Here is a 25,682-nt window from a genome sequence, read left to right as displayed (position 1 = left end):
GTGCGCCATGACTGATAATAACGATGTCGAATTCCGGTATCCCTTCGAGGAGCGCTGCGCAAGGGTCCTCCAACACATCAGGGAGACCCCCGAATTCGATGTTCATCGAACGCAGCTGGGTGAGGTCGTTTACGCCCTCGACGTCGCCGAGACGGTCTTCGAGGAACTCGCTGAGGAGGACGACCTGCCGCTGAGTAGCCGCATCCAGGAGTACTTCTTCCGCTACGGCGCGATCGAGGCGGCCTGGCGGTCCCGGAACCCGGATTCGCCGCTCGTCGGCGAGTTCAAGCTCAGCCACATCATGAGCGCGCTCGTGAACAAGCGCATGGACGACATCTGGGAGGGCGAGGACGACCAGCAGCGAGCCCTCTACCGAGAGCTGCGCATTTTCGACGACACGCCCCAGACCGGTTCCGGCCGCATGTCCCTGCTGCGCGCGACCCCGGGAGCCACCGACCCCGAGGTCTGGTTCTTCGACATGCGTCAGGGCGCCATGCCCATGGAGCTGGACTACCCGGGCTATGTGGAGGCTCTGCTCGTCACGAAGGGCGTGATCGGCTGGCAGTACCTGTACTGCGAGCCGGAGCTGTGCGGTGAGGGGTTCATCCCACTCGAAGACGGGCTCAGGGAAATGCTCGACGTCCTTCCCCGGCTCTTCCCGGACCACGACTACACGGACCTGCGGGCCCGACTTGAGGAACGCCTGTGACCCGCTACGCCGACATCCCCAAACCCATCCGCTCCGGAATAGTCGTAGTCAACCCAGACACCGGCACCCCCCAGCGGATCATCGTCCTGCAGTTCAACCCGGACACCCTCGAACGCAGCGTGAGCCCTCAGTCGGCCGGCGACAGCGGCGACGCCGGAGGAGGCGGCACCGGCAGCGGCGACCGCAATGAGGCCCTCCGCCTCAAGGGCCCCGCCCAGGAGACCTGGAAGTTCACCGCCGAGATCGACGCCACCGACCAGTTCGAGATCGCCGCGCCCGACGGCATCCACCCGCAGCTCGCCACGCTCGAAATGCTGGTGCAGCCGACCGTCGCGCAGCTGCGTGCCGCGAGCAGGCTGTCCCAGAAGGGCGCCATCGAGATCAGCCCGATCGAGATGCCCCTGACGCTGTTCACCTGGGGGAGCAAGCGGGTCATGCCCGTCCGGCTGACCGAGCTGTCTGTCAACGAATCCGCGTTCGACGTGAACCTGAACCCGATCCGGGCCTCGCTCAGCATCGGCATGAAGATCCTCACCGTCAGCGACCTGCCCGCCGGGCACCGCGGCGCCGACCTGTACATGGCGCACCTCGCGCAGAAGGAGCGCCTCGCCGCAGCCGCGCGCGGCGGCAGCCTGGGCTCGCTCGGGCTCACCGGAACCAACGCCGTGACCGGAAGGGGCTGAACCGCACACTATGGCCGACATCGAGCCGTACGAGAATGCCCTGGACGCCATCCCGGGCGCGCACCCCTATCCCCGCACCAGCCGCTACCACGACGCCGAGATCGGCATCCACCGCCAACCGGACGGGACCGAAGTCCGCTACATCAAGCGGCGGTTGCTGCCCCCTCTGGACGAGCAGGAGACGCAGGACCACGTCGTCGGCGCCGGCGAACGCCCCGACCTGCTCGGCCAGCGCTACTTCGGTGACCCCGGCCAGTGGTGGCAGATCGCCGACGCCAACCCCGTACTCGATCCTCGGGAGTTGACCGACGAGGCCGGACGCGTCATCGACATCCCGCTCGCCGGCGGGTTCCCCAGCGGCAGGGGAGACCGGCGTGTTTGATCTGCCCGTCGGGCAGGGCCCCGTCCACATCACGCTCCTCATGGGGCCCAAGCTCGCCAAGCCCGTCCCGGCCGAGGTCACCGAGGCTCTGCTGTCCGCCCAGATCACCGCCACGGCGGGGGAGCGGAGCGGCTTCCAGCTCGCCTTCGACCTCACCAAGAACGGGCTCATCAGCCGCAGACTCCTCCCCGAGGGCTTCTTCGACCCCAAGACCCGGATCATCGTCACCGTCAGTGTCAAGGGCACCCCCGACGTGCTCTTCGACGGCCTGATCGTCCGGCACGAGGTCGGCGCCAGCAACCAGCCCGGTCACTCCACGTTCACCGTCACCGGCGAGGACCTCACCCTCCTCATGGACCTGGAGGAGCGCACCGCCCGGTATCCCAACCTGCCGCCCTCCGAGCGCGTGCTGAACATCCTGCGCCGCTACTCCGACTACGGCGTCCGGCCCGACGTCTACACCGAGAAGGTCGCGCAGCCCCCGCATCAGGATCTCCGTGTGCACTACCAGACCGGCACCGACCTCCAGTACGTCACCGAGCTCGCCCGCGCCAACGGCTACACCTTCTACCTGGAGCCCGGGCCCCACCCCGGCCAGTCATCGGCCCGTTGGGGACCCGAGGTCCGCCTCGGCATCCGCCAGCACGCCCTCAACGTCAACATGGACGCCAACTCCACCGTGGATCAGCTGACGTTCGCGTACGACGGTACGGCGCGCGAAGAGCCGCAGGCCCGTTGGCAGAACCCCGAGACCCGGCAGTCCGCCCTGCTCCCGCAGCCGTCGATCAGCCCCCTCCGCCCGCCCCTCGGCAAGCGGCCCACCCCGGCCCTCAAGCGCAAGTCCCTGTCCGGCACCGCCAAACAGCAGCGCGAGCAGGCCGAGGCCGAGCTCCTCGCCCGCGCCGCCGTGTCCGCGGACGTGGTCTCCGGCTCCGGCTCGCTCGATGTCAACCGGCACGGCTACATCCTCCAGCCGCGCCAGCTCGTCGGCGTGCGCGGCGCGGGACGGGCGTACGACGGTGACTACTACGTCAAGTCCGTCACGCACAACCTGCGCCCGGGCTCGTTCCAGCAGAACTTCACCCTCTCCCGCGAGGGCCTCGAAGCCCGCAGCGACTACGTACGGCCGTAGCGGCCATCACACCAACGACCAGGAGCAGTGCAGCATGGCGGCACCCAGCAATCGCTACCTCGGCAAGTTCCGCGGCCGGGTCGTCAACAACGACGACCCGTTGCGCATCGGCCGGATCACCGTCGAGGTCCCGGACGTGCTCGGCGACGAGCCGTCCACCTGGGCGCTGCCCTGCCTGCCGTTCACCGGGCCCGAGTCGGGGCAGTTCGTGGTGCCGCCGCCGGGGGCGGGCGTGTGGGTGGAGTTCGAGCAGGGGGATCCCAGCTTCCCGGTGTGGACCGGGTGCTGGTACGGCGCCGCCGAGGAGCTGCCGCCCGACGCGCGCCGCGAGCTGCAGGCGGGCTCGCCGAACAAGCCGGTCGTCGTGCAGACACCGCAGGCGCACAAGATCGTGCTGAACGACACCGCCGGCGCCGAGCAGGGAATCCTGCTCCAGGCCCAGGGCGGCGCCTACATCCGTATCACCAAGGAAGCCGTGGTCATCGCGACCGGCGCGGGCGCCGAGGTCGTCCTGCGCGGACGCGAAGTGACCATCAACGAGGGCCAGCTGACCGTGCTCTCGAAGCGATAGAAGACGGGGGACGAACCAAGTTGTCCGGGAGTTTGCTCGACGCCGACGCCGTGATCGGCTGCCCGCACGGCGGCCGCGTCACCGCCGCCACCACACCCACCGGCGGCGTACGAGCCGGTGGCGCCGCCGTCGCCACGGCCGCCCACAGCTACGTGGTCACCGGCTGCCCGCACACCGTCGACGGCGTGCCCACGCCGTGCGTGACGGTCCGCTGGACCGCCGACGGCACCGGCATCACCGTCGACGGCGCGCCCGTGCTGCTCGACACCTCCGTGGCCGAGTGCTTCACGGCGGCCTTCGTGCCGCAGGGACCGCCCGTAGTCCAGGCCGCGCAGCGAAAGGTCACCGTCCGATGAGCCGCCAGTTGAAGACCCACAGCGACATCGCCTTCCCCTTCCGCGCCGACCGCCGGGGCCGTACCGCGCACGCCACCCACGGCGAGCACGTCCACGACCTCATCGAGCAACTGCTGTTCACCAGCCCCGGCGAGCGCGTGATGCGCCCCGACTTCGGCTGCGGGCTCCTCGACCTGGTCTTCGCCCCGACCAGCCCCGAGCTGATCAGCACTCTCGAACTCTCCGTCCAGGCCTCGCTCCAGCGCTGGCTCGGCGACCTCATCGACGTGGAGGCCCTCGACGTGGTCAGCGAGGACAACGTGGTCCGCGTGTACCTCTCGTACGCCGTACGCGCCACCGGCGCCCGGCGCGACGACGTGTTCGAAGGGAGGGCCGCCGTATGACGAGCACGACCACGTCCCGCCGGGCGAAGGTAAGGGCCGCTCAGCTCAACGGTGTCGACGCCGTCGAGGTCAGCGACGACGGGCTGCTGCTCACCGTCACCTTCCTCGGCAAGGCCCCGCACGGGCTCGGCCCCGAAAACGTGCGCATCGACGGCGGCCGCCGCATCACCGCCATCACCGCCGTCGACGTCAGCGTCGAGCGCGAGGAGGACCCGGAGCTCGACGACCGGCTCTACGTCACCCTCGACCAGGCCGGCGACACCTCCCGCTACCGGTTCTCCCTGGTCGAGACCGACCCGTACGGCCGCCCTGGCACCGAACCCTTCCGCGGCTTCGACCAGCGCTACCACGCCACGACCTTCACCTTCCGGCCCGACTGCCCGACTCCCTTCGACTGCGGGGAAGGTGATCAGGAGTCCGAGGGCTTCCCGACCGCGCCCGTCATCGACTACACCGCCCGCGACTACGACACCATCCGCAAGCTGCTCCTGGACCGCCTCGCGCTCACCACCCCGGACTGGGTCGAGCGCAACCCCGCCGACCTGGGCATGACCCTCGTCGAGCTGCTCGCGTACACCGGTGACCAGATCAGCTACCAGCAGGACGCGGTCGCCACCGAGGCCTACCTCGACACCGCGCGCCGCCGGGTCTCCGTACGGCGGCACGTCCGGCTCATCGACTACGCGATGCACGACGGCTGCACCGCCCGCGCCTACGTCGCCGTGGAGACCGCCGGCGACCACATCCTCGCCCCCGGTACCTTCCGCTTCGCCTCCGTCGACGTCCGCACCCTCGACCCGCACGACCGCCCCGAACCCGGCACGGTCATCGACGAGGCGGACCTCGGCGACCTCGACGAGCGCGGCTCGGTGGAGGTCTTCGAACCGGTCGTCACCGCCGACCCGCTTCAGCTGCGCGTCGCGCACAACGCGATCCGCCTGTGGACCTGGGGCGGCGAGGTCTGCACCCTTGCCAAGGGCGCCACCTCCGCCACCCTGCGAGACGAGTGGGTCGACCCGGAGACCTGCCGGGAGCGTCAACTCGACCTGAAGCCCGGGGATGTGCTCGTCCTGGAGGAGGTCAAGGGCCCCCGCACCGGCACTCCCGGCGACGCCGACCCCAGCCACCGCCAGGCCGTCCGCCTGACCTCCGTCACACCGGCCGTCGACCGCATCGAGGACCAGCCGGTCCTGGAGGTCACCTGGGCCGCCGAGGACGCCCTCCGCTTCCCGTTCTGCCTCACGACGCGAGGCGGGCGCGACTGCCTGCCCGTCGAGGACGTGACCCTCGCCCGCGGCAACGTCCTCCTCGTCGACCACGGCCGCACGCTCGACGGGCTCCCCGAGACGTTCACCGTCCCGCCCGTCCCGGCGGAAGTCGCCCCCTGCGACCCGCCCGCCTTCGGCTGCTACGACCGCGACGAGGGAAACGCCCCCGCGCGACTCATCAACTCGCTTAACGACAAGGCGGAGTCTGGGGAGTCCCTGACACCCGACGACGTCCGCGAGCTGTTCCAGGAAGTGGGGGAGAGCGCGACCAACCGCGCCGGACTCGGCCTGGAACGCGCCGGCCAGCGACACGTGGGGGCACCTTCCAGCGGTAGCTGGGGGAGCGTCGTGCCCGGCACGGCGTACGCCCAGGCCGCTGCCCTGCGCACCCTGCTCGCGCAGTCCGTCTACCCCGGCATCCTGCCCCGCTTCCGTCCCGTCCTCGGCCGCGCACCGGTCGCGCAGGCTGTGCCGTTCCCCGACCCCGGCACCGTCGCCGCAGGACAGGCCGAGCGGGTCGCCGCCATCCCGGGACGGGTCCGGCAACGGCTCGTCGAGCTGTGGCGCAGCGCCCGCGACCGGGACGGACTCGCCGAGGACGAGATCGCCGAACTGGCGGTGATCTACGGCCTGAAGATCCTGGAGCGGATCGAGCTGCACCGGCATCCCGTCCGTGCCCTTCGCGAACTCCTGCACCGCAGCGACCAGTTGCTCGAGGCCAAGCTGCGCCGCGTCGAGGTGCTGACGGCCCGCGCCCGCGCGGGCACCGTCCTCGACGGGCACATGGCCTGGGAGATCGCGCACAGTTGGGGACCGGCATACGCGGCCGGACTCCACCCCGACGAGCTGGTTCTGCGCGGCTCCGCGACCGCCGCGCTCGCCCAGGACCCGCGCCGCGCCCTCCCCGCCGTACGCCTCCACGAGAGCGACGACGAGCTCTGGGAGCCGCGCCGCGACCTGCTCGACAGCGGCCCCCGCGACCGGCACTTCGTCGGCGAACTGGAGGACGACGGCCGCCTCGCCTTGCGCTTCGGCGACGGCCGCCACGGAGCCAGGCCGACACCCGGGTCCCGTCTCACGGCCGCTTACCGCCTGGGCGGCGGCATCGCGGGCAACGTCGGCGCGGAAGCCATCAACCACCTCGTCGTGCAAGGCGGTTGCGAGGCGCCGATCGCCACGGTCCGCAACCCGCTCCCCGCCATCGGCGGCACGGAACCCGAACCGGTCGAGCAGGTGCGCCAGTTGGCCCCGCTCGACCTGCGCCGCACCCGCCTGCGCGCGGTCACCGCCGAGGACTACGCGGCCCTCGCCTCCGCCTTGCCCGGCGTACAGCGGGCGGCGGCCGAGATCCGCTGGACCGGCAGCGTCCAGGAGGCGCATATCGCGATCGACGCGTACGGCACCGGCGCCCCTTCGGACGACCTGCTCGACTCGGTCACCCAGTCCCTGGAGGCGTACCGGCGCATCGGCCACGATCTCGTCGTCGGCCCCGCCCGCCTGGTGCCGCTCGACATCGCGCTGACCGTGTGCGCCAGGCCCGGCCACCAGCACGGGCAGATCCTTGCCGAGCTGTACCGCGTGCTCGGCAGCGGAGTGCGGGGCTTCTTCCACCCGGACGCGCTGACGTTCGGCGAACCGGTCCGGCCCAGCCGCCTGGTCGCCGTCGCGGCAGCGGTCCCCGGCGTGGAGAGCATCCAAGTCAACCGGCTGCAGCGGCTGTTCGAGCCGGATCGAGGAGAGAAGGAGGACGGCGTGCTGCGGCTCGGCCCGCTGGAGATCGCCACCTGCGACAACGACCCCGACCGGCCGGAGAACGGCCGGCTGGCGATAGCCCTGGGAGGTGCCCGATGACCGCGACCGACTCCCTGACCGACGAGTGCGGCTGCGGCGGCGCCTGCTCCGGCGGCCACGACGAGCGCCTGGCCCCGGCCCCGCTCCACAACCCGCCCGGCCGCACCGCCCTCGACTACCGCGTCGGCGAGTACGGCTCCTTCCTGGCCGCCCTGCTCGACCGGCTCGCCTCACCGGCGTACCCGGCCCTCGACAGCCTGACCGTCCGTACCCCGGACGACCCGGCGATCGGCCTGCTGGACGTCACCGCCGTCCTCGGCGACCTGCTCACCTTCCACTCCGAGCGCATCGCCGACGAGGCCTACATCCGCACGGCCGACGAGCACCGCTCCCTGGTCCTGCTCGGCCGCCTTGTCGGCCACCGGCCGCGCCCCGGCGTCGCCGCCGCCACCCACCTGGCGTACACCCTCGAACGCGACCCGCGTGCCGAGGCCCTGCCGGTCCTGATCCCGCGGGGCGCCCGCAGCCACAGCGTGCCCGCCTCCGCCGACGAGCAGTCCCTGACCTTCGAGACGAGCCGCGACCTGACGGCGCGCTGGGACTGGAACGAGCTGAAGGTCCGCCGCCGGCGACCCTCCCTCGTCACCCCCGGCGACCTGGAGCGCCGCTCCGAGCTCTTCGTCGAGGGCACCGCGAACTCCCTCCAGACCGGCGACCAGTTGCTCTTCGTCTTCGGTGAACAGGCGGGCGGGGAACGCAAGTTGCTGCCGGTCGCGAGCGCCCGCGTCGACCGTGACGACGAGATCACCGCGATCTCCCTGCCGAAGTCGGCCCTGCCGACGCTGAAGGAGCTCGTCGACGAGGTGCGGCGCTGGACCGCCGGACCCGAGGTCCCGGGCGAGCCCGGCGACGAGCCGCCCACGCCCGAGGTCCCCAACCCGCGCCCGGTCAGCCGCCTGATCGAGGACTTCGAGGACCAGGTTCTCGAGCCGCTGCGGGACGACCTGGACGGGATCAAGACCCCCGAGCGGCTTGCGGCCCGCCTGGCGGAGCCGGTGGCGCGGCTGGGCGAGGCGCAGGTGCTGGCCGAGCCGTACGAGGACGTGGCGGCGTGGTTCGAGCAGCTGAACGCCGTGCTCGCCGAACTCGCGGAGCGGGCAAGGGAATTGGCGCCCGCGCAACCCGCTGAGAGCGAGGCGCTACAGCAGCCCCTGAAGGCCGCCGTCGACCCTCGCGCGGCCGCCCTCCAGACCCTGGGCGCCGTCCTGCCCGCCCTGCGCGCCGCGACTCCCGCCCCCGGCGGCGGCACCGGCGCACAGCGCCCGGGCGGCGACACCGCGCGTCTGCTCGCGGCACTCAACCCGGGTCTCGGCAGCCTCTACCCCGCCTGGCGGACGGCCGCCGCCCCCGGCACCCCGCAGCTCCTGCGGGAACTGCTCGCCATGCGGGTCACCGCCGCCCCCTTCGGCGCCACGGCCCCGCTCAAGCCGGTCCAGGACGACCGGGGTCGGGTGATCCGCACCGCTGACTGGCCGCTCAGAGGCGCCGTGCTGGCCGGCATGCGGGTCGTGTACGACACGGCGGGCAAGGCGCCGGTCAGGGCCGAGTTCCAGTACGTGGAGGGCAGCAGCTCCGACCAGCGCGCCGAGAACCTGCCCGTGCCCCGGCCGGTCACCTTCCGGCTCGGCCCCGGCCGGGTCGACCTGTCCGTCCGTTCCGGCCAGGACCGCGACCTGAGCTGGCTCCACCGTCGCCCCACCGACTCCCAGGAGCCCGGTGTCACCGCCCGCCTCCACTCGGGCCTGCCCGAGCGCACCCTCTTCGTGTCCCGGCCCGACGAGGACGGCCTGATCCACATCGGCGTCCACAACGGCACGTCCGCGCAGAAGGCTCTGCGGCCGGGCGGCACCGAGCAGTTCACCCACGGCGAGTACGACGTCACCATGACGTACACGGTCGGCAGCGCCGAGCCCCACGTCGACGTCCTGATCACCAGCAGGCCGGAGCCCGTCAACCGCCGTGTGCTCCAGCTGGACGCCGTCCACGACGGCATCACGGTCGGCAGCTGGGTGGCGATCCGGCGCCCTGCCAAGGGAGCAGAGGGAGGCATCCCCGGCGACGCCAAACTCGCGTTCGTCACCACCCAGGTGGTCGCGGCACGCACGGCGGCGTACACCAACTACGGGATCACCGGCCGCGGCACCGAACTCACCCTCGCCGACCCGTGGCTGGACGAGTTCGACGTGCTGCTCTCGCACATCCGCGACACCACCGTGTACGCGGCGGGTGAGCCGCTCCGCCTCGCCGACGAACCGCTCGGCGAGGACGTGCACGGCAACGAGATCGAGCTCGACCGGCTCCACGACGGGTTGCAGCCCGGCCGCACCCTCGTCGTCACCGGTGAACGCAGCGACATCCCGGGCACGGCCGGCGTCCAGGCCACCGAGGTGGTCACCATCGCCGCCGCCGACCCGGCCGTCGACCCCCGACTCCCCGGCGACCACGTGCACACCTGCCTGACCCTGACCGCCGACCTCGCCCACCGCTACCGCCGGGAGACCGTCCGCATCCTCGGCAACGTCGTGGAGGCCACCCACGGCGAGAGCCGCGAGGAGGCCATCGGCAGCGGCGACTCGGACCGCACGAACCAGACGTTCGCGCTGTGGCAGTCCCCGCTCACCTGGCTCGCCGACGACAACCCCCTCGGCGCGACTCCGGTCTTGGAGGTCCGGGTGGACGGCGTGCTCTGGCACGAGGTCGACAGCCTCGCCGGACGCGGGACGAGCGAGCGCGTCTACATCACCGGATCCACCGCCGACGGCCGTACGACGGTGACCTTCGGCGACGGCGTCCACGGTGCCCGGCTGCCCAGTGGCCACGAGAACGTCCGAGCCCGCTACCGCTTCGGCACCGGCAGGGCGGCCAACGTCGCCGCCGACCGCATCACCCAGCCGCTCACCCGTCCCCTCGGCGTCACGCAGGTCACCAACCCGCGCCAGGCGAAGGGCGGTTCGGACGCGGACGGCCCCGGTCTGACCCGCCGGACGATCCCCCTCGCGGTCTCGGCCCTGGACCGCCTGGTCTCCGCCGCCGACTACGAGGACTTCGCCCGCTCCCGCGCCGGCATCGGCCGGGCCGCCGCACGCGAACTCTTCGACGGACGGCGGCGCGTGCTGCATGTGACGGTCGCAGGCACGGACGATGTCCCGATCGACGGCGACGCGCATACCCTGCGGGCGTTGCGCGGCGCGCTGACGGAGTACGGGGACATCAATCTCCCGGTCCGGGTGGACGTGCGCGAGCTGGTTCTGCTGCTCGTGGCAGCCAAGGTGAAGGTCGCCCCCGACCACGCCTGGGAGATCGTGGAACCGCGCCTGCGCCACGCCCTGCTGCGCCGACTGGGCTACGAGGGAAGGGAGTTGGGGCAGCCCGCCCGCCTCTCCGACATCCTTGCCACGGCCCACGCTGTGCCCGGCGTCGACTACCTGGACGTCGACGTCTTCACCGGCGTCCCCGCGTCCGCCACCCCCGAGGAGCTCACCGAGATCCTCACCCGCCCCGGACCGCCCAGGGCATCCGTACCGGCGCACCCGGCGACGTACGACGAAAAGGTCCATACCGTCCGCACCGCGAACGGGGAGACGCTCTCCGAGATCTGCGCGCGCCACGGCATCCCGCTCGCCGAACTCCTGCGCCTCAACCCCGACATCACCGACACCCGGCGCCTGGCCCAGGGCCGGTCGGTGTTCGTCTTCCGCGGCATCCGCCCGGCCCAGCTCGCGCTGCTGTCGCCGAAGGCCGCGGACACCCTGATACTGACGGAGGTCAAGTGATGTCTGCGAAGTCGGCGGATGTCCCGTTCGAGACGGCAGCCCCGGCGACGACGTCCAGGCAACCCGACGGACTCGCCGCGCTCCTGCCCCGCTGGCACCTGCTGCGCGACGCCGAGGAGGGCGAGCCCCTGCGCGCGCTGCTCGCGGTCATGGCCGAGCAGCTCGACCGGGTCCGCGACGGAGTACAGCAGGGCTACGAGGACCTGTTCGTGGAGACGGCGGCGCCCTGGGTGCTGCCGTACCTCGGCGACCTGGTCGGCTACCGCACCCTGCCCGGCTACGAGCGCGTCCTGACCACCGGGCTGCACGACGGCGGCCGCGCCGCCCTCGCCGAGGCCGTCGCCCCGCGCCGGGACGTGGCCGCCACGGTCGCGGGCCGGCGCCGCAAGGGCACCCTGCACCTCCTGGAGGAACTCTCCGAGCAGGTCACCGGCTGGCCGGCGCGCGCGGTCGAGCTGTCCCGCCAGGTCGCCCACACCCAGCCCGTGAGGCTGTACGGCGACACAGGCGTCCACCGTGCCGAGCGCGGCCGTCTCGTCGACCTGCGCGACAACTCCGCCCTCGACCTCGCGGGCGGCCCCTTCGGCGCGACGGCTCGAACGGTCGACGTGCGCCGGGCCAACTCCCGTTACCAGCAGGGTGGTTGGACACCTGCCGGGGTCGCACTCTTCGTCTGGCGGCTGAAGGCGCACTCGCTCACGCAGTCCCCCGCGTACTGCGTCGACCGCGCCCGCAACCTCTACACCTTCTCGATCCTGGGCAACGACACCCCGCTGGTCACCAAGCCCTTCCCGGAGCCCTCGCCCACGCACATCGCCACCATCGACAACGTCCCGGCCTTCATCACCCGCCGCCAACTGCACGACCGGCTCGCCGACTACTACGGCCCCGGCAAGAGCCTGGTCATCCGGCGCGACGGCGAGGACCAGCCCGTGCCGCCCTCCGACATCGTGGTCGCCGACCTGTCCGACTGGCGCTACCGGCCGGGGCGCGGCCAGGTGGCCGTCGACCCGGAGCTGGGCCGGATCGCGTTCGGGTCGCGGTCGGCGCCCCGACAGGGCGTGTGGGTCGACTACCACTACGCGTTCGGCGCGGACATGGGCGGCGGCGAGTACGACCGTCAGGACCGCGAGCCGCGGCCCGGCGCCGAGGTCTACCGCGTCGGGCCCGGGCAGCCGTACCGCCAGATCATGGACGCGTACCGGGCCTGGCAGCACGACCGCCGCGCGGACCGCACCGGCCCCGCGGGCATCATCGAGATCACGCACAGTGGCGCCTACCAGGAGCAGCTGGACTTCGACCTCGACCCCGGCGACCGCCTCGAAGTGCGGGCCGCCGAGGGAACACGGCCGGTGATCCGCCTGCTCGACTGGTACAGCAACCGCCCGGACGCCCTCAACATCCGTGCGGTGTCGGAGGACTGCGCCCCGCACGAGCGCCCGCGCATCGTCCTCGACGGGCTTCTGGTCGCCGGCCGCGGCATCAACGTCACCGGGCCGATGGGCGCCGTCGTCGTACGGCACTGCACCCTCGTACCCGGCTGGTCCCTGGAGCCCGAGTGCGCACCGCACTCGCCCGAGGAGCCCAGCATCGTCCTGGAGCGCACCACCGCGTGCCTGCAGATCGAGCACAGCATCCTCGGCACCATCGAGGTCATCGGCGACGAGGTCACCGAGGAGCCCCTCGACATCCACCTCCGCGACAGCATCCTCGACGCCACCGGCAACGACCGCGAGGCCCTGTCCGCACCGGACTGCCGCCACGCCCATGCCGTGCTGCACCTGCACCGCACCACGGTCATCGGCGAGATCCACACCCACGCCGTGGAGATCGCCGAGAACTCGATCCTCACCGGCACGCTCCATGTGGCCCGGCGCGGCATCGGCTGTCTGCGGTATTCATACGTGCCCGCAGGGTCGCGTACGCCCCGCCGGTACCGCTGCCAGCCCGAACAGGCCACCGGCATAAGGCCGTTGTTCACCTCCGAGCGCTACGGGACGCCCTGGTACGGTCTGCCGGCCGACCTCCCCCACTCTCGGCTTCGCTCGAGCGGGGGGACCCCCATCGCCGAGGAGATCCGGCGCGGCTCGGACGACGGCGCCGAGATGGGCGCCTTCCACGACCTGTACCGGCCGCAGCGCGAGGACGGCCTGCGGGCGCGGCTCGCCGAGTACACGCCGGCGGGCACCGACGCCGGCCTCTTCTTCGTGACGTGAGCCGCACCCGCCGACTTTGCGAACCCGCACTTTCCTGAACCAGGGGGACCCCCTTCATGCACGCTGACCTCTCCCGCCTCACGTTCCGCCCGGAGCGGCACTACTCGGCGGTCATCGCCCAGCAGGGGCGTGTCCAGCTCGACGCCGACACCAACGAGCAGACGGCGATCCAGCTCTACCAGGCCCGCACCCTCGCCGCCGACCTGATCGGGCAGCACGGCGGGCCGCGCGACGCCCCGGGCTTCAAGATCGACTACGTGGGCGGCAAGCACGACATCGACACCCTCCACATCCACGGCGGCCGCTACTACGTCGACGGCATCCTGCTCGACGCCCACCGCCCGGCGCCCGGCACGCCCGTCCCCGACGACGACGCCGAGGACCAGGACACCGCGGCCCTGCCCGCGTACTGGACGTACTGGGACCAGCCCGACGCCTTCCGTGACCCGGAGAAGCCCGGCGACCGGCTGCCCTCGCCCGCCCAGTCGCCCTTCGTGGTCTACCTGAACGTCTGGGAGCGCTCGGTCTCCGCCGCCGAGGACCCGGCACTGCGCGAGGTCGCGCTCGGCGCCGCGATGCCCGACACCACCGCCCGCGTGAAGGTCGTCTGGCAGGTGCTGCCGCTGTCCCTCGCCGCGCTGGACATCGAGGAGACCGACCCGTCCAAGGAGGTCGTCCGCGCCGCCTTCGACAAGTGGGCCCTGCGCCAGGCCCCCTCGGCCCGGCTCGCCGCCCGCAGCGAGCGGCCCGACCACGCCGACGAGGACCCCTGCCTGGTCAAGCCGGACGCCCGCTACCGCGGCCCGGAGAACCAGCTGTACCGCGTCGAGGTCCACGACGGGGGCGAGGCCGAGGACGCCACCTTCAAGTGGTCCCGCGAGAACGGCTCCGTGGTCTTCCCTGTCGACGAACTCGACGGTACATGGGTGCAGTTGGCGTCCCTCGGCCATGACGAGAAGCTGGACCTCGACGTCGGCGACCACGTCGAGCTGACGGACACCGCGTACGCGTCCCGCCTCGAACCCCTGCCCCTGCTGCGCGTCGAGGAGCTGGACCTGCCGGGCCGCCGGGTGCGTTTGTCCGCCGAGCCGGAGCCGGGTGTCGGACGGCTGCCCCACCTGAACCCGTACCTGCGCCGCTGGGACCACCACGAGGGCCCGAAGCGCAAGGGCCGTAGCAGCGCCCTGCAGCACGGGGCGACAAAGATCGAGGAAGGCGAGTGGCTGCCCCTGGAGGACGGCGTCGAGGTGTACTTCGCCAAGGGCGGCACCTACCGCACCGGCGACCACTGGATCATCCCCGCCCGCACCGCGACGGGCAGCGTCGAGTGGCCGACGGACCCGGCACGCCGCCCCCTGCTCCAGGGACCGACCGGCATCGTCCGTCACTTCGCCCCGCTGGCCCTGGTCAAGGGCGAGGCCGGCGCAGTGGATCTGCGCCGCTCCTTCCCCCCGCTGGCCAGCAGCGTCCCGGCGGCGGACGAGGCGACGCTCGCGGCGGAGGAACAGGCCCGCCGGGAGGAGCAGGCGGCTGAAGACCCCTCCCGCGGGAGGCCGCAGACCAGGGCAGAGGCGGATGCCGCGGTGGAAGGAGACGAGTAATGGCCAAGCCCCTGAGCGCGTCCAAGCTGGTGGAGATCCTCCGCGCGGAGGGCCTGACGGTCCATGAAGTCCGCAGCTGGCGCACCCACAACCGCAACAGCAAGGGCCCCTGGGGCCCGGTGAACGGCGTGATGATCCACCACACCGTCACCAAGGGCACCGAGGCCTCGGTCAACATCTGCTACAACGGCTACTCCGGCCTGCCCGGCCCTCTCTGCCACGGCGTCATCGACAAGAAGGGCCACATCCACCTCGTCGGCAACGGCCGCGCCAACCACGCCGGCCTCGGCGACAGCGACGTCCTGCGCGCCGTGGTCAACGAGTCGAAGCTGCCGCCCGACAACGAGGCCGACACCGACGGCAACCGCCACTTCTACGGCTTCGAGTGCATCAACCTCGGCGACGGCAAGGACCCCTGGCCGGAGGCGCAGAAGGAGGCCATCGAGAAGGTCGCCGCCGCGATCTGCCGCCACCACGGCTGGAGCGAGCGCTCGGTCATCGGCCACAAGGAGTGGCAGCCCGGCAAGCAGGACCCGCGCGGCTTCACCATGGACGGCATGCGGGGGCGCATCGCCGATCGGCTGAAGGGCGGCGGCAGCAAGGAGCCCGCTCCCGAACCGAAGCCCGCGCCCAAGCCGTCGTACGAGCCCTTCCCGGGCGCCGGCTTCTTCCACATCGGCCAGAAGTCCCCGATCATCACCGCCATGGGACACCGCCTGGTCGCCGAGGGTTGCGGGCGCTACGAGGAGGGCCCGAGCCCCGAGTGGACCGAGGCCGACCGCCGCTCCTATGCCGCCTGGCAGCAGAAGCTCGACTTCAGGGGCAAGGACGCGGATGGCATCCCGGGCAAGGTCAGCTGGGACAAGCTGAAGGTGCCCACCTCAGGGAAGTGAACGGGCGATCCGCGCCGTCCGATCCCGAGACCCCCGACATATCCCTCGGAGTGTGTCGGGTGGCTCGGGAGCGCCCGTTCGGCAGCTGCCCGGACGAGCGACGATGCGGGCGGTACAGGAAGGCGTACGGGATCCGGGAGAAGGATCACACCACCCTCCGCGGAACTGGCCGCCGAGATCATCGCCCCGTCCGGGCAGTCGTCAACCTGCTGATCGGCGGAACGACCGACGACGGCCGGTGGCTGCGAGCAGCGGTTTGCGGTATGCATCACCTGAGGTGAAGGTTGCCCTAACGGAGTTTGGCGGACCACGAACAAGGACAATCCGCGGCGGCAGGTGCGGTTGTCGTTTCTGGGTGAGGGTGTCGCGGGCGATCGACTGTAGGGCTGGACTCCGGCCGCGCCGAACGAGCCACTCCCAGGCAGCGTGACGCCGGCTTGTGCGGACCGGAGCCGGGGAGACGGCCCGTGCTAGCGTGATGCGTTTGCAGCGCCGTCGTACCGGGACTCCGCCCGACGCCCCGGGATCGGTGGCTGCGTCCCAGCCGCGCCTTCCTCGGTACGGTCCCCTTCGGAGGAAGGCTCTCTGTGAGCGATTCAGCACGCGCCGACGCCCGGCAAGGCGACTTGTCCGTGGCGTCGACCCTTACTCCGGCCTTGCCTCCGGCGGCGACCTTCTCGGAGCTGGGGTTGCCGGCCGAGATGCTGCGCATGCTCGACGAACTCGGCGTGACACAGCCCTTCCCCATTCAGGCGGCCGCGTTGCCGAACGCTCTCGCAGGCCGGGATGTCCTCGGCCGGGGGCGCACCGGCTCGGGCAAGACGCTCGCCTTCGGTCTGGGGCTGCTCGCTCGGACGGCCGGGCGGCGAGCGGAGCCCAAGCAGCCACTGGCGCTCGTCCTGGTGCCCACCAGGGAGCTGGCGCAACAGGTCAGCGAGGCGCTCACCCCGTACGCCCGGGCGCTGCGGCTGCGCCTTGCGACCGTGGTCGGCGGGGTGTCCATCGGCCGGCAGTCTGCTGCGCTGCGCGAGGGGGTCGAGGTCGTGGTCGCCACGCCCGGTCGCCTGCACGACCTGATCGAGCGCAAGGACTGCCGTCTGGGACGGGTGCGTATCACCGTCTTGGACGAGGCTGACCAGATGTGCGACATGGGGTTCATGCCGCAGGTCACCGAGATTCTGGACCAGGTGCGTCCCGAAGGGCAGCGCATGCTGTTCTCGGCCACCCTCGACCGTGACGTCGACCAACTGGTCCGCCGCTACCTGCACGACCCCGCTGTCCACTCGGTCGACCCGTCGGCGGGGGCGGTCACCGCGATGGAGCACCATGTCCTGGTCGTGCACGGTCCGGACCGGTACGCGGTCGCCACGGAGATCGCCGCCCGTGACGGCCGCGTCCTGTTGTTCCTGGACACCAAGCACGGGGTCGACCAGCTCACGAGGCATCTGCGGGCCAGCGGAGTCCCCGCCGCGTCCCTGCACAGCGGAAAGTCGCAGCCGCAGCGCACCCGGACCCTGGCACAGTTCAAGAACGGACAGGTCACCGCGCTGGTGGCGACGAATGTCGCGGCGCGGGGCCTGCACGTCGACGACCTCGACCTTGTGGTCAACGTCGACCCGGCTACCGACCCGAAGGACTATCTGCACCGCGCGGGTCGCACGGCCCGGGCCGGCCGATCCGGCACGGTCGTGACGCTGGTGCTGTCGGGACAGCGCCGCGAGACGAGCAAGGCCATGGCGGACGCCGGCATCGCGCCCATGATCACCAAGGTACGGTCCGGCGAGGCGGACCTGAGCCGGATCACCGGCGCCAGGGCCCCCTCCGGAGTGTCCCTCGACGGTGCGCCCGCCGCAGCGCGGCCCAAGAACCACAACGCTCCGTTCCGCGGTCTGGGCACCAGCAAGGACGAGGCTCGCGGCTCCGGCGGTAAGTCCCGCAAGGGGAGCGAGGCGCGCAAGCTCGCGGAAGCCCGCAAGGCGGCCCGCGTGCGGCGCGGGGGTTGAGTCGGGTTTTGAACCCACGACCTTTTCGTCCCGAATGAGGTCCGGGCAAGATCGACGCCGGTCGGCGCAGCCACAGTGATCGTGAGCCTCTGCAGGATGGTGATGACGGACGCCACCGCTCCGGCGGCCAGGCCGAGATCTTCGAGGTTCTCCGTCAGGCGGCGCTGGTCAGGGCTCGGGCTGTCCAGTTCCTCGCCGATTCGGGCGGCGGCGCGGCGGGCCAGGTCGGGGTTGCTCAGTTCCGCCGCGTGCTCCTCCAAGCAGGTAGAGGGCTTCGGGCAGGCCGCGGAGCACCGACACCACCAACGGCCAACCAAGATTCTCGGCGACCATGGCCCTGCTCGTGGTGGCTACCGGAGCCATCAGCGCCGTGTGGGCCATACGCGGCGGCTTCGAGACCGACGGCGCCCGTTCTGACTGCTGCTCGTTCCACAGCGGTCCTGCGGCTGGGCGCGTAGTTCTCAGCCGCTGTCGCCCGCCGTCCAGGCGACAGGACCCGTCCCGCAGGCTGCTACGGTCCGTCGCATGCCCCGGTCCGATCTCCGCCTCCTCGACTTGCTCCGGCAGAGTCCACGCCTGGCCGAACTTGCAGCGTTCCCCTTCGACTTCGATCTCTGCCGAGCCGACCACGGCGAGGACGTCCGTCTGGCATCGGGTGCGCCGCTGGAGGGGATAGCAGGCGACGATACCGGCGGTACCTACTTCCTCTGTGGCGACGGAAGGGTGCTGTACGCCGACTCCGAGGGTCATGCGGGACTGATCGCGGAATGCCTCGCCGACACACTGGAGGACAAGGGCTATATCGGTGCCGGCGTCGGTATCCGGGTCCCCGTCCGCCGTCCCAAGGGCCAGTCCGAGCAGGCCCTGCACGCCGACACCCGCGCAACGAACGCCCTGATCAGAAACGTCCGCGCCCTGGGCGAACGCACCGCCGCCGAACTCAAACAACGCTGGCGCACCCTGCAACATGTCGCCCTCAGCCCAAGCCGAATCGGCGACATCACCCGCGCCGCCCTCGTCCTCAACAGACACTGGAAGTGATCTTCACTGAGTAGACGTCACTGACTGGCCCGTTCTTCCTAGGGCTCGGCGGACGAGCCGGCTAACGCGCCACGCGGTAGCGGAGGTAGACGACTCTCGAGCTGAAGGGCCGGGTCTCGATGAGTTCGAGATCCACCCGGCGCTCGCGTTGGGGAAAGAACGGAATGCCACCGCCAACCAGCACCGGGTAGACCATGGCCCGGTACTCGTCGATCAGACCCAACGCGGCCGCCTCGGCGGCGAGAGTCGCGCCGCCGATCGCGATGTCGCCCTCCCCAGGCTCGGCTCGCAAAGGGGCAGTTGGGTGATGCCACAGCCGTCGGTACCTGGGTTGAGCTTCCTTGGGGGCCCGTGATTCTTGGCGTGGGTCTTTCAACTGTTCGCCTCGACTGCGGGGTGAGCCGACCCGTGCGGGTCACCGCCCTGAACCCCCGGAGCGCCTCGACCGTCCCCACCGTCCATCCTGGCGAGAGCGCGGAGCGTTCGCCGTACGTCGTCGGAGCCCAGAACGTCGGCGCTGACCCGTTCCACGTCGTCCCCGCAAGGCCGGTCGTCGTCCAGTGGGGGAACGATCGCTCGGATCGCGCGGTGCAGGAGTCCGGGGCCCCGTCCCAGAGCGGACGGTGCGGCCAGGTCCACTGCCTGGGCGGCGACCACGGCCTCCACGGCGAGCAGTTGCCGCAGCCGCACCAGGATCGTGGTCAGCCGCCGTGCCCCGAGCGCCGCATTGGTCGAGTCGTCCTCGACGGCGTCCGCGCCATGGCGGGGGTCGGTGCTCACTGGTGCAGACAGCATGCGGATCTCGGCGACGAGTGCCTGCGCCGTCTTGGCGAGCGGTGCGAAGCCCGAGCGCTCCGGACCGTACGGCGAGAGGTTCGCGGGTAGTCCGCTGACGGCGGGATCCAGCAGCCGGCGCATGCGCTCGGCGGAGACCGACGCGGTCTGCGTCAGGGCCAGCGCAAGGGTGTCGAAGGCGAGGGCCAGGGCCGGAGTGTGGAAGTTGCCGGACGAGAGGATCTCGCCCGTGTCGGCCAGCACCACCGGATTGTCGCCGCAGCCGTTGAGCTCCGGTTGGAGCGCGGCGTCGGCGAAGTCCAGCGCGGCGTGCAGCGCCCCGTGCACCTGGGCCGCACAGCGCAGGCTGACGGGGTCCTGGACCCGCCGCGCGTTCCGGGGATCGCCCAGCTCACCGCCGTCCAGCAGAGCGAGCAACTCGGCCGCCGCGGGGGACTGACCGGGAGCGGGGCGCAGGCCGAGCACCCGGGCGTCGAGCGGGCTCGTGCTCGCCCGGAAGCCCTCGTAGGTCAACGCCGTGACTGCCTGGGCCAGTGTGAGGACGGCGGCCGCCTCGTGCAGGGCGAGAGCACCCTGTCCGGCCGCCAGCGGGCTCGCGCTGCACAGCACATGCCCGTCCTTCGGGCCCAGTTCGACCGGGGTGAGACCGGCCGCCGCAGTGCCGTGGCGCCGTCGAGCACATCGCCGGCGAACTCGGCCCTGCCCTCACCGATCACGACCCGGCCGACATGGGCCATCTGGCACAGATCCGAGGCGCCGATCGAACCCACCTCGGGAATCACCGGATGTACCCGCGAGTTGAGCATGGCCACGAGGAGCCGCAGGATCTCCGGACGCACTCCGCTGCCTCCGCCCGCGATGCCGTTGACGCGGGCGAGGACGGCGGCGCGTACGACGGGTATCGGCAGCGGAGCGCCGACCGCGTTGGCCCGTCCCCGGACCGTGCGGACGCTGAACACCTTGAGTTCGTCGCGGGGCAGTGCGTACGACGAGCGGGTGCCAAGGCCCGTCGTCAGGCCGTACGTCGGCACCTGGCGGTCGACGACGTCGTCGACGGCGGCTCGCTCGCGCGTCAGCCGGGGGATCACCTCGTCACCCAGGACGACTTGGGCGCCGTGGCGGGCGACGGCGACGACATCGTCGTACGACAGTGTCCGCCCGTCGATGACGACCTCCGTGCCCCCCGTCATGAGAACCGCAGCTTCTGACCGAGGCCGCGCTCTTCGGCCTTCTTGAGCATGGCCGCACCCAGCGCGATGTCGGACAGCGAGAGTCCGCGGTGCCAGAACAGGTTCGTCTCGTCGGCGCTTTCCCGGCCCGGCTTGCTGCCTGCGACGATCTCGCCCAACTCGCCATGTAGATTGGACTCGTCGAGCCTGCCGGAGTCGACGTGTGCGCGCAGGGCGCCGAACGGCCCGGCGTGCGCCTGTCCCCAGTCGTCGACGACGATCTTGTCCATGATGTCCGTGAGGGTGAGTTCGACGGCGCTGTGTGTTCCGTACGGCACGACCAGGGCCCCGGGAGCGATCCACTCGGTCTTGAGCAGCGGCTCCGGCCGCTCGAGCCGGGACGCCTCCACCACGATGTCCGCGCCGTCCACGCAGGTCTTCCAGTCCTCGGTCACGATGACGGGCTTGCCGAGCTCCCGCTCCAGTCGCTCGGCGAAGGCCTCGCGGCTCTCGGGGCGGCGCGAGTGGACGCGTATCTCGGTGAGGTCGAAGATCCGGTCGAGCAGGCGGACGTTCCAGTACGACGTGGCTCGGGCGCCGATGTGCCCGAGCACCCTGGCATCCGGACGGGCCAGGTGACGTGCCCCCAGCGCGGTGAGGGCGCCGGTGCGCATCTCGGTGATGGCGGTGGCGTCGAGTACGGCCACCGGCATGCCGGTACGCGGGTCGAAGAGGTTGAGCAGCGCCATTTCGGAGGGCAGCCCGGCCTTGTAGTTGCCGACGTAGTCGCCCACGATCTTGACCCCGGCAAGCGCGAGCGGAGCGACATAGCCGCGGAGGACGTTGAAGTGGCCGTTGAACGAGGGATCGGGCATCAGGTGGACGCGCGGTTCGATGACCGTCTCGCCAAGGCCCTGGGCGCGCAGCCCTTCCTCGACGGCGTCGAGTATCTCGATGTCGGTCAGCTCTAGTTGTTCGATGTCCGAGCCGTTCAGGAAGGTGAACCAGACCGGTTCCATGGGTTGTCTCCCTACGTCTGAGCTGGCGAATCGCACGACACCGGCGCCACGGCCGGAACGCAGTCGTCGAGGGCAACTGTCAGGTCGGCGTCGATGGATACGGAAAGGCACATCAGTCGTAGAAGGTGAGGATTCCGGACACCCCCTGGACCTATTTCGTACGAACGTTACCCGCCGTTCACAGAAGGGCATTGACTCTCATTCAGTCAGCCGTAACTCTGCATGACCATATGCAGTCAGGTAAGGGGCAGCCTTGATCAGATTCGACGCGGTGAGCAAGAATTATCCCAATGGCACCACAGCCGTGGACGACTTGTCCCTGGAGCTGGCCGAGGGCGGCATCACGGTCCTGGTCGGCCCCTCCGGCTGCGGCAAGACCACGACCCTGCGCATGATCAACCGCATGGTGGAGCCGACGGCCGGGACGGTGAGCCTGCGTGGCCAGGACATCCGGGAGATCCACGCCCCCGAGCTGCGCCGTGGCATCGGGTATGTGATCCAGCATGCCGGGCTGTTCCCGCACCGCACCATCCTCGACAACATCGCGACGGTTCCGTTGCTGCTCGGCTGGAGCCGGAAGAAGGCGCGGGCGCGGGCGGCGGAGCTGCTGGAACTGGTGGGGCTGCCGTCCGAGATGGCCAAGCGCTACCCGAACCAGCTCTCCGGCGGGCAGCAGCAGCGCGTCGGGGTGGCCAGGGCCCTGGGCGCCGACCCGCCGGTGCTGCTGATGGACGAGCCGTTCAGCGCGGTCGACCCGATCGTACGGGCGGAGCTGCAGGCGGAGTTCATCCGGCTGCAGAAGGAGCTGCACAAGACGATCGTGTTCGTGACCCATGACATCGACGAGGCGATCAAACTCGGCGACAATATCGCGGTGTTCCGAACCGGCGGCAAACTCGCACAGTTCGACACCCCCGAGCGTCTGCTCGCTGATCCCGCCGACGAGTTCGTGGCCGGCTTCGTGGGGCAGGACCGGGGCATCCGCCGGCTGTCCTTCGTCAAGGCGGCCGATGTGCCGCTGCGCGACGGTCCGGTGCTGCCGGCGACCTCTCCCGTGACGCTGGCCCGCGCGGCGGACGAGCCCTGGGTTCTGGTCGTCGACGACAGCCGGCGGCCGCTCGGTTGGGCCGCGGTCGCCGAACTCGCGGAGGGCGGCACGCTCGCGGACGCCCCTTTGGCGCCGCTCGGCCATACGTTCAGCCTCGTCGGCGACTCGGCGCGCGCCGCCCTCGACTCGGCCCTCCTGTCGCCTTCCCGGCTCGCGGTGGGCGTGGACGCGGAAGGCGTGGTCATCGGAGTCGCCGACGCGTACGAGCTCTCCGCAGTGACGGCCGCCGCCGAAGTGGCCGGGGCCCCGGCCGGGGACGAGGCGGGCGCCGAGGGCCCCGCCGGTGGTGAACGATGAGCGACGGTGAGCCGCTGGTCCGGTGGCAGTGGATAGGCGATCACGCCGGTGAGCTGGCCGACTACACCGCTGTCCATCTGAGACTGGGCCTTCTGCCGGTGCTGTTCGGGCTGATCATCTCGGTGCCTCTCGGGATCCTGTGCCATCGCTTGCGATGGCTGTACCCACCGGTGCTGACCGTGGCCAATGTCCTGTACTCGATCCCGTCACTGGCCCTGTTCATGATCTTCGTCCGCTACACGGGACTGACCGAACAGACGGTGATGATCCCGCTGACGCTCTACACGCTGTCGGTCCTGGTGCCCAACGTCGTGGACGGGCTGGCCTCGGTCCCCGAACCGGTCCGGCTTGCGGCCACCGCGATGGGATTCGGCACGGTACGCCGTGTCGTCCAGGTCGAACTGCCGATCGCCGTACCCGTCGTCATCGCCGGCGTACGCGTCGCCGCCGTCTCGTCCATCAGCCTTGTCGCGGTGGGACAGCTGATCGGACAGGGCGGTCTCGGCTACTACATCACCCGTGGCCTCCAACTCGACTTCCCGACCCCGATCGTCACCGCGATCGTGCTGATCATGCTGCTCGCGCTCACCACCGACGCGCTGCTGGTCCTGGCGCAGCGGCTGCTCACCCCGTGGTCCCGGAGCAAGGTGACGGCGTCATGAACGATCTCCTGAGCCAACTCCGCCTCGTGGGGGACTGGTTGACGTCCTCGAAACAGTGGCATGGTGACGAGGGGATTCCCCACCGGCTCCTGGAACACCTCACCTACAGCGGCCTTTCCTTGCTGTTCGCCGCGCTGATCGGGCTGACGTTCGGGCTGCTCGTCGGGCACACCGGCCGTGGGGCGTTCGCCGTGGCCAGCGTGGCCAACCTCGCACGGGCGATCCCCACCTTCGGCCTGGTCGTCCTCGTCGTCACGCTCGCCGGGCTCAGCACCACGCCCGTGCTGATCGCCCTGGTCGCACTCGCGGTCCCGCCCATTCTCATCAACACCTTCGAGGGAGTCCGCGGCGTGGACCCCGACACCAGGGACGCCGCGCGCGGGGTCGGCATGACCGGGTGGGAGGTCCTGGTGCGGGTCGAGGTGCCGATGGCGCTGCCACTGATACTCCTCGGACTACGTGTCGCCGCGATCCAGGTCGTGGCCACGGCGACCGTGGCGGCCTATCCCGGTCTCGGCGGCCTGGGCCGCTTCATCGTCGACGGGCTCTCCCGTAACGACTACGAACTGGTCATCGGCGGCTCCACCGTCGTCGTCGTGCTGGCGCTCGTCGTCCAGATCGTGTTCACCGCGCTGCGGCGCTTCATCGTGTCGCCGGGCCTGCGGGTCTCGGCGGCCAAACCTTGAGTTTCTTGGCTTCCGGGCCCTGAGAAAGGAAACACCCATGAGAGGCATGTACCGCGGCGCCGCCTTCGGCCTGATCGCCGCACTCACGCTGACCGCCTGCGGCGGTGGCGACGGCGACGACAACCCGCTGACGGGCAGCAGCAGCGACAGCGGAGACGGCAAGTCCCTCGTCGTCGGCTCCGCGAACTTCCCCGAGAACCAGCTGCTCGCCGAGATCTACTCCCAGGCCCTGGAGGCCAAGGGCCTGAAGGTGGCCCGCAAGTTCGACATCGGGGCCCGCGAGGTCTACTACGACCAGGTGGTCAAGGGCGGCATCAGTGTCTTCCCGGAGTACAACGGCGCCCTGCTGTCGGTGGCGGTCGACAAGAACAGCACCGCGACCAGCACCGAGGAGATCAACGCCGAGCTGAAGGAGAAGCTCCCGTCGTCGGTGGAGATCCTCGACTCCGCCGAGGCCGAGGACAAGGACTCGGTCACGGTCACCGCCGAGACCGCCGCCAAGTACAACCTCAAGACACTCGCCGACCTCAAGCCGGTCGCGGGGGACATGACGATCGGTGCAGGCTCGGAGTTCAAGACCCGCACGCAGGGCGGGGTCGGTCTGAAGAAGGTCTACGGCGTCGAGTTCGGGAAGTTCCAGCCGCTCGACGCCGGCGCCCAGAGCACCCTCGTGAAGCTGCTGAAGTCGAACGAGGTGCAGGCCGCCAACCTCTACACCACCGACCCCGCCATCGTCGAGGACAAGCTGGTGGTCCTGGAGGACCCGAAGAACCTCTTCTCCTCGCAGAACGTCACGCCCCTGATCTACAAGTCCGCGGTCGACGACACGGCCAAGGCGGCGCTCAACGGCGTCTCGGCCAAGCTCACCACCGAGGACCTGCTGGACATGATGAAGAAGCTGGTCAATGACAAGGAGGACGCCAGCACCGTCGCGAAGGACTGGCTGACGAAGGCCGGTCTCGTGAGCTGACCGCAACGGTTGGGCGGACCGTTTCCGGGTCATTGCGTCGGGTCATTCGGATCCGGGGCGGACGGTGCTCGTGGTGAGTGCGGCCACGCGGTCACCGTCCGCCCGGCCAGACCA

Annotated in this window: 19 protein-coding genes and 2 pseudogenes; 18 read left to right on the top strand and 3 right to left on the bottom strand. The window is 70.9% G+C overall.

The features are described 5' to 3' along the window. The first annotated feature begins 7 nt into the window (after window positions 1-7). The 14 genes from ACSMXV_RS04600 to ACSMXV_RS04535 all read left to right on the top strand — a co-directional run bounded on the left by ACSMXV_RS04600 (window position 8) and on the right by ACSMXV_RS04535 (window position 18,862). Entirely contained in the window at window positions 8-709 is a 702-nt protein-coding gene (locus ACSMXV_RS04600; protein WP_473176419.1) for a hypothetical protein, read from the top strand. After that, on the top strand, window positions 706-1,392 hold the full coding sequence (locus tag ACSMXV_RS04595) for a hypothetical protein (protein WP_473176418.1): 687 nt from the start codon (window positions 706-708) through the stop codon (window positions 1,390-1,392). Before ACSMXV_RS04600 ends, ACSMXV_RS04595 begins: the two co-directional genes overlap by 4 nt. A 10-nt stretch (window positions 1,393-1,402) precedes the next feature. Next, window positions 1,403-1,774, top strand: coding sequence for a hypothetical protein (locus ACSMXV_RS04590; protein WP_473176417.1), 372 nt, complete (start codon window positions 1,403-1,405; stop codon window positions 1,772-1,774). Next, on the top strand, window positions 1,767-2,906 hold the full coding sequence (locus tag ACSMXV_RS04585) for a hypothetical protein (RefSeq protein ID WP_473176416.1): 1,140 nt from the start codon (window positions 1,767-1,769) through the stop codon (window positions 2,904-2,906). The genes ACSMXV_RS04590 and ACSMXV_RS04585 overlap by 8 nt, the downstream gene beginning before the upstream one ends. Window positions 2,907-2,940: 34 nt before the next feature. Continuing rightward, complete coding sequence (locus ACSMXV_RS04580; RefSeq protein WP_473176415.1) at window positions 2,941-3,477, top strand: phage baseplate assembly protein V; 537 nt, start codon at window positions 2,941-2,943, stop codon at window positions 3,475-3,477. Between the two features lie 20 nt (window positions 3,478-3,497). Then, window positions 3,498-3,833, top strand: a complete 336-nt coding sequence (locus ACSMXV_RS04575) for a hypothetical protein (RefSeq protein WP_473176414.1) — start codon at window positions 3,498-3,500, stop codon at window positions 3,831-3,833. After that, window positions 3,830-4,216 carry a GPW/gp25 family protein gene (locus tag ACSMXV_RS04570; RefSeq protein WP_473176413.1) on the top strand — a complete coding sequence of 129 codons (387 nt, stop codon included), beginning with the start codon at window positions 3,830-3,832 and terminating at the stop codon, window positions 4,214-4,216. Before ACSMXV_RS04575 ends, ACSMXV_RS04570 begins: the two co-directional genes overlap by 4 nt. Next, entirely contained in the window at window positions 4,213-7,335 is a 3,123-nt protein-coding gene (locus ACSMXV_RS04565) for a putative baseplate assembly protein (RefSeq protein ID WP_473176412.1), read from the top strand. The genes ACSMXV_RS04570 and ACSMXV_RS04565 overlap by 4 nt, the downstream gene beginning before the upstream one ends. Then, window positions 7,332-11,108, top strand: coding sequence for a putative baseplate assembly protein (locus ACSMXV_RS04560; RefSeq protein WP_473176411.1), 3,777 nt, complete (start codon window positions 7,332-7,334; stop codon window positions 11,106-11,108). Before ACSMXV_RS04565 ends, ACSMXV_RS04560 begins: the two co-directional genes overlap by 4 nt. Then, on the top strand, window positions 11,108-13,324 hold the full coding sequence (locus ACSMXV_RS04555) for a hypothetical protein (protein WP_473176410.1): 2,217 nt from the start codon (window positions 11,108-11,110) through the stop codon (window positions 13,322-13,324). The genes ACSMXV_RS04560 and ACSMXV_RS04555 overlap by 1 nt, the downstream gene beginning before the upstream one ends. Window positions 13,325-13,380: 56 nt before the next feature. Beyond that, window positions 13,381-14,925 (top strand): DUF6519 domain-containing protein, encoded by a 1,545-nt coding sequence (locus ACSMXV_RS04550; protein ID WP_473176409.1) that lies wholly within the window; start codon window positions 13,381-13,383, stop codon window positions 14,923-14,925. Continuing rightward, a complete protein-coding gene (locus ACSMXV_RS04545) occupies window positions 14,925-15,818 on the top strand; it encodes a peptidoglycan-binding protein (protein WP_473176408.1) in 894 nt (297 codons plus the stop codon). The genes ACSMXV_RS04550 and ACSMXV_RS04545 overlap by 1 nt, the downstream gene beginning before the upstream one ends. A gap of 587 nt (window positions 15,819-16,405) precedes the next feature. Next, the gene (locus ACSMXV_RS04540; RefSeq protein ID WP_473176407.1) at window positions 16,406-17,821 is read left to right on the top strand and encodes a DEAD/DEAH box helicase; all 1,416 of its coding nucleotides are present in this window, start codon (window positions 16,406-16,408) and stop codon (window positions 17,819-17,821) included. A gap of 525 nt (window positions 17,822-18,346) precedes the next feature. After that, entirely contained in the window at window positions 18,347-18,862 is a 516-nt protein-coding gene (locus ACSMXV_RS04535) for a transposase family protein (RefSeq protein WP_473176406.1), read from the top strand. A gap of 61 nt (window positions 18,863-18,923) precedes the next feature. On the opposite strand, the pseudogene ACSMXV_RS04530 reads toward ACSMXV_RS04535, so the two are convergent. From ACSMXV_RS04530 to ACSMXV_RS04520, 3 genes and pseudogenes are all read right to left on the bottom strand, one after another. Next, window positions 18,924-19,154 (bottom strand): annotated as a pseudogene (locus ACSMXV_RS04530) (dihydrofolate reductase family protein); the annotation flags it as partial. 80 nt (window positions 19,155-19,234) lie between these two features. Beyond that, a pseudogene (locus ACSMXV_RS04525) lies at window positions 19,235-20,847 on the bottom strand (HAL/PAL/TAL family ammonia-lyase). Continuing rightward, complete coding sequence (locus ACSMXV_RS04520; RefSeq protein WP_473176405.1) at window positions 20,844-21,845, bottom strand: ornithine cyclodeaminase family protein; 1,002 nt, start codon at window positions 21,843-21,845, stop codon at window positions 20,844-20,846. The pseudogene ACSMXV_RS04525 and the gene ACSMXV_RS04520 overlap by 4 nt, the downstream one beginning before the upstream one ends. 253 nt (window positions 21,846-22,098) lie before the next feature. On the opposite strand from ACSMXV_RS04520, the gene ACSMXV_RS04515 reads away from it, so the two are divergent. Genes ACSMXV_RS04515 through ACSMXV_RS04500 form a run of 4 tightly spaced genes read left to right on the top strand, consistent with a single transcriptional unit; the run spans window position 22,099 to window position 25,568 of the window. Then, window positions 22,099-23,250 (top strand): ABC transporter ATP-binding protein, encoded by a 1,152-nt coding sequence (locus ACSMXV_RS04515; protein ID WP_473176404.1) that lies wholly within the window; start codon window positions 22,099-22,101, stop codon window positions 23,248-23,250. Beyond that, window positions 23,247-23,912 (top strand): ABC transporter permease, encoded by a 666-nt coding sequence (locus ACSMXV_RS04510; RefSeq protein WP_181656824.1) that lies wholly within the window; start codon window positions 23,247-23,249, stop codon window positions 23,910-23,912. The genes ACSMXV_RS04515 and ACSMXV_RS04510 overlap by 4 nt, the downstream gene beginning before the upstream one ends. Then, window positions 23,909-24,598 carry an ABC transporter permease gene (locus ACSMXV_RS04505; protein WP_181656825.1) on the top strand — a complete coding sequence of 230 codons (690 nt, stop codon included), beginning with the start codon at window positions 23,909-23,911 and terminating at the stop codon, window positions 24,596-24,598. The genes ACSMXV_RS04510 and ACSMXV_RS04505 overlap by 4 nt, the downstream gene beginning before the upstream one ends. Before the next feature lie 46 nt (window positions 24,599-24,644). Continuing rightward, a complete protein-coding gene (locus ACSMXV_RS04500) occupies window positions 24,645-25,568 on the top strand; it encodes an ABC transporter substrate-binding protein (RefSeq protein ID WP_473179234.1) in 924 nt (307 codons plus the stop codon). The last annotated feature ends 114 nt before the right edge of the window (window positions 25,569-25,682 follow it).

Source organism: Streptomyces sp. DSM 42067 (assembly GCF_055792885.1).
Note: the sequence above shows the minus strand (reverse complement) of the source record. Positions and strands in the feature narration are given on the sequence as shown.

Excerpts from the sequence above, each read along its gene's own strand:
- ACSMXV_RS04600 (WP_473176419.1), top strand. The coding sequence starts at position 8 with ATGACTGATAATAACGATGTCGAATTCCGGTATCCCTTCGAGGAGCGC.
- ACSMXV_RS04590 (WP_473176417.1), top strand. The coding sequence starts at position 1,403 with ATGGCCGACATCGAGCCGTACGAGAATGCCCTGGACGCCATCCCGGGC.
- ACSMXV_RS04580 (WP_473176415.1), top strand. The coding sequence starts at position 2,941 with ATGGCGGCACCCAGCAATCGCTACCTCGGCAAGTTCCGCGGCCGGGTC.
- ACSMXV_RS04570 (WP_473176413.1), top strand. The coding sequence starts at position 3,830 with ATGAGCCGCCAGTTGAAGACCCACAGCGACATCGCCTTCCCCTTCCGC.
- ACSMXV_RS04565 (WP_473176412.1), top strand. The coding sequence starts at position 4,213 with ATGACGAGCACGACCACGTCCCGCCGGGCGAAGGTAAGGGCCGCTCAG.
- ACSMXV_RS04560 (WP_473176411.1), top strand. The coding sequence starts at position 7,332 with ATGACCGCGACCGACTCCCTGACCGACGAGTGCGGCTGCGGCGGCGCC.
- ACSMXV_RS04555 (WP_473176410.1), top strand. The coding sequence starts at position 11,108 with ATGTCTGCGAAGTCGGCGGATGTCCCGTTCGAGACGGCAGCCCCGGCG.
- ACSMXV_RS04550 (WP_473176409.1), top strand. The coding sequence starts at position 13,381 with ATGCACGCTGACCTCTCCCGCCTCACGTTCCGCCCGGAGCGGCACTAC.
- ACSMXV_RS04545 (WP_473176408.1), top strand. The coding sequence starts at position 14,925 with ATGGCCAAGCCCCTGAGCGCGTCCAAGCTGGTGGAGATCCTCCGCGCG.
- ACSMXV_RS04535 (WP_473176406.1), top strand. The coding sequence starts at position 18,347 with ATGCCCCGGTCCGATCTCCGCCTCCTCGACTTGCTCCGGCAGAGTCCA.
- ACSMXV_RS04520 (WP_473176405.1), bottom strand. The coding sequence starts at position 21,845 with ATGGAACCGGTCTGGTTCACCTTCCTGAACGGCTCGGACATCGAACAA.
- ACSMXV_RS04510 (WP_181656824.1), top strand. The coding sequence starts at position 23,247 with ATGAGCGACGGTGAGCCGCTGGTCCGGTGGCAGTGGATAGGCGATCAC.
- ACSMXV_RS04505 (WP_181656825.1), top strand. The coding sequence starts at position 23,909 with ATGAACGATCTCCTGAGCCAACTCCGCCTCGTGGGGGACTGGTTGACG.
- ACSMXV_RS04500 (WP_473179234.1), top strand. The coding sequence starts at position 24,645 with ATGTACCGCGGCGCCGCCTTCGGCCTGATCGCCGCACTCACGCTGACC.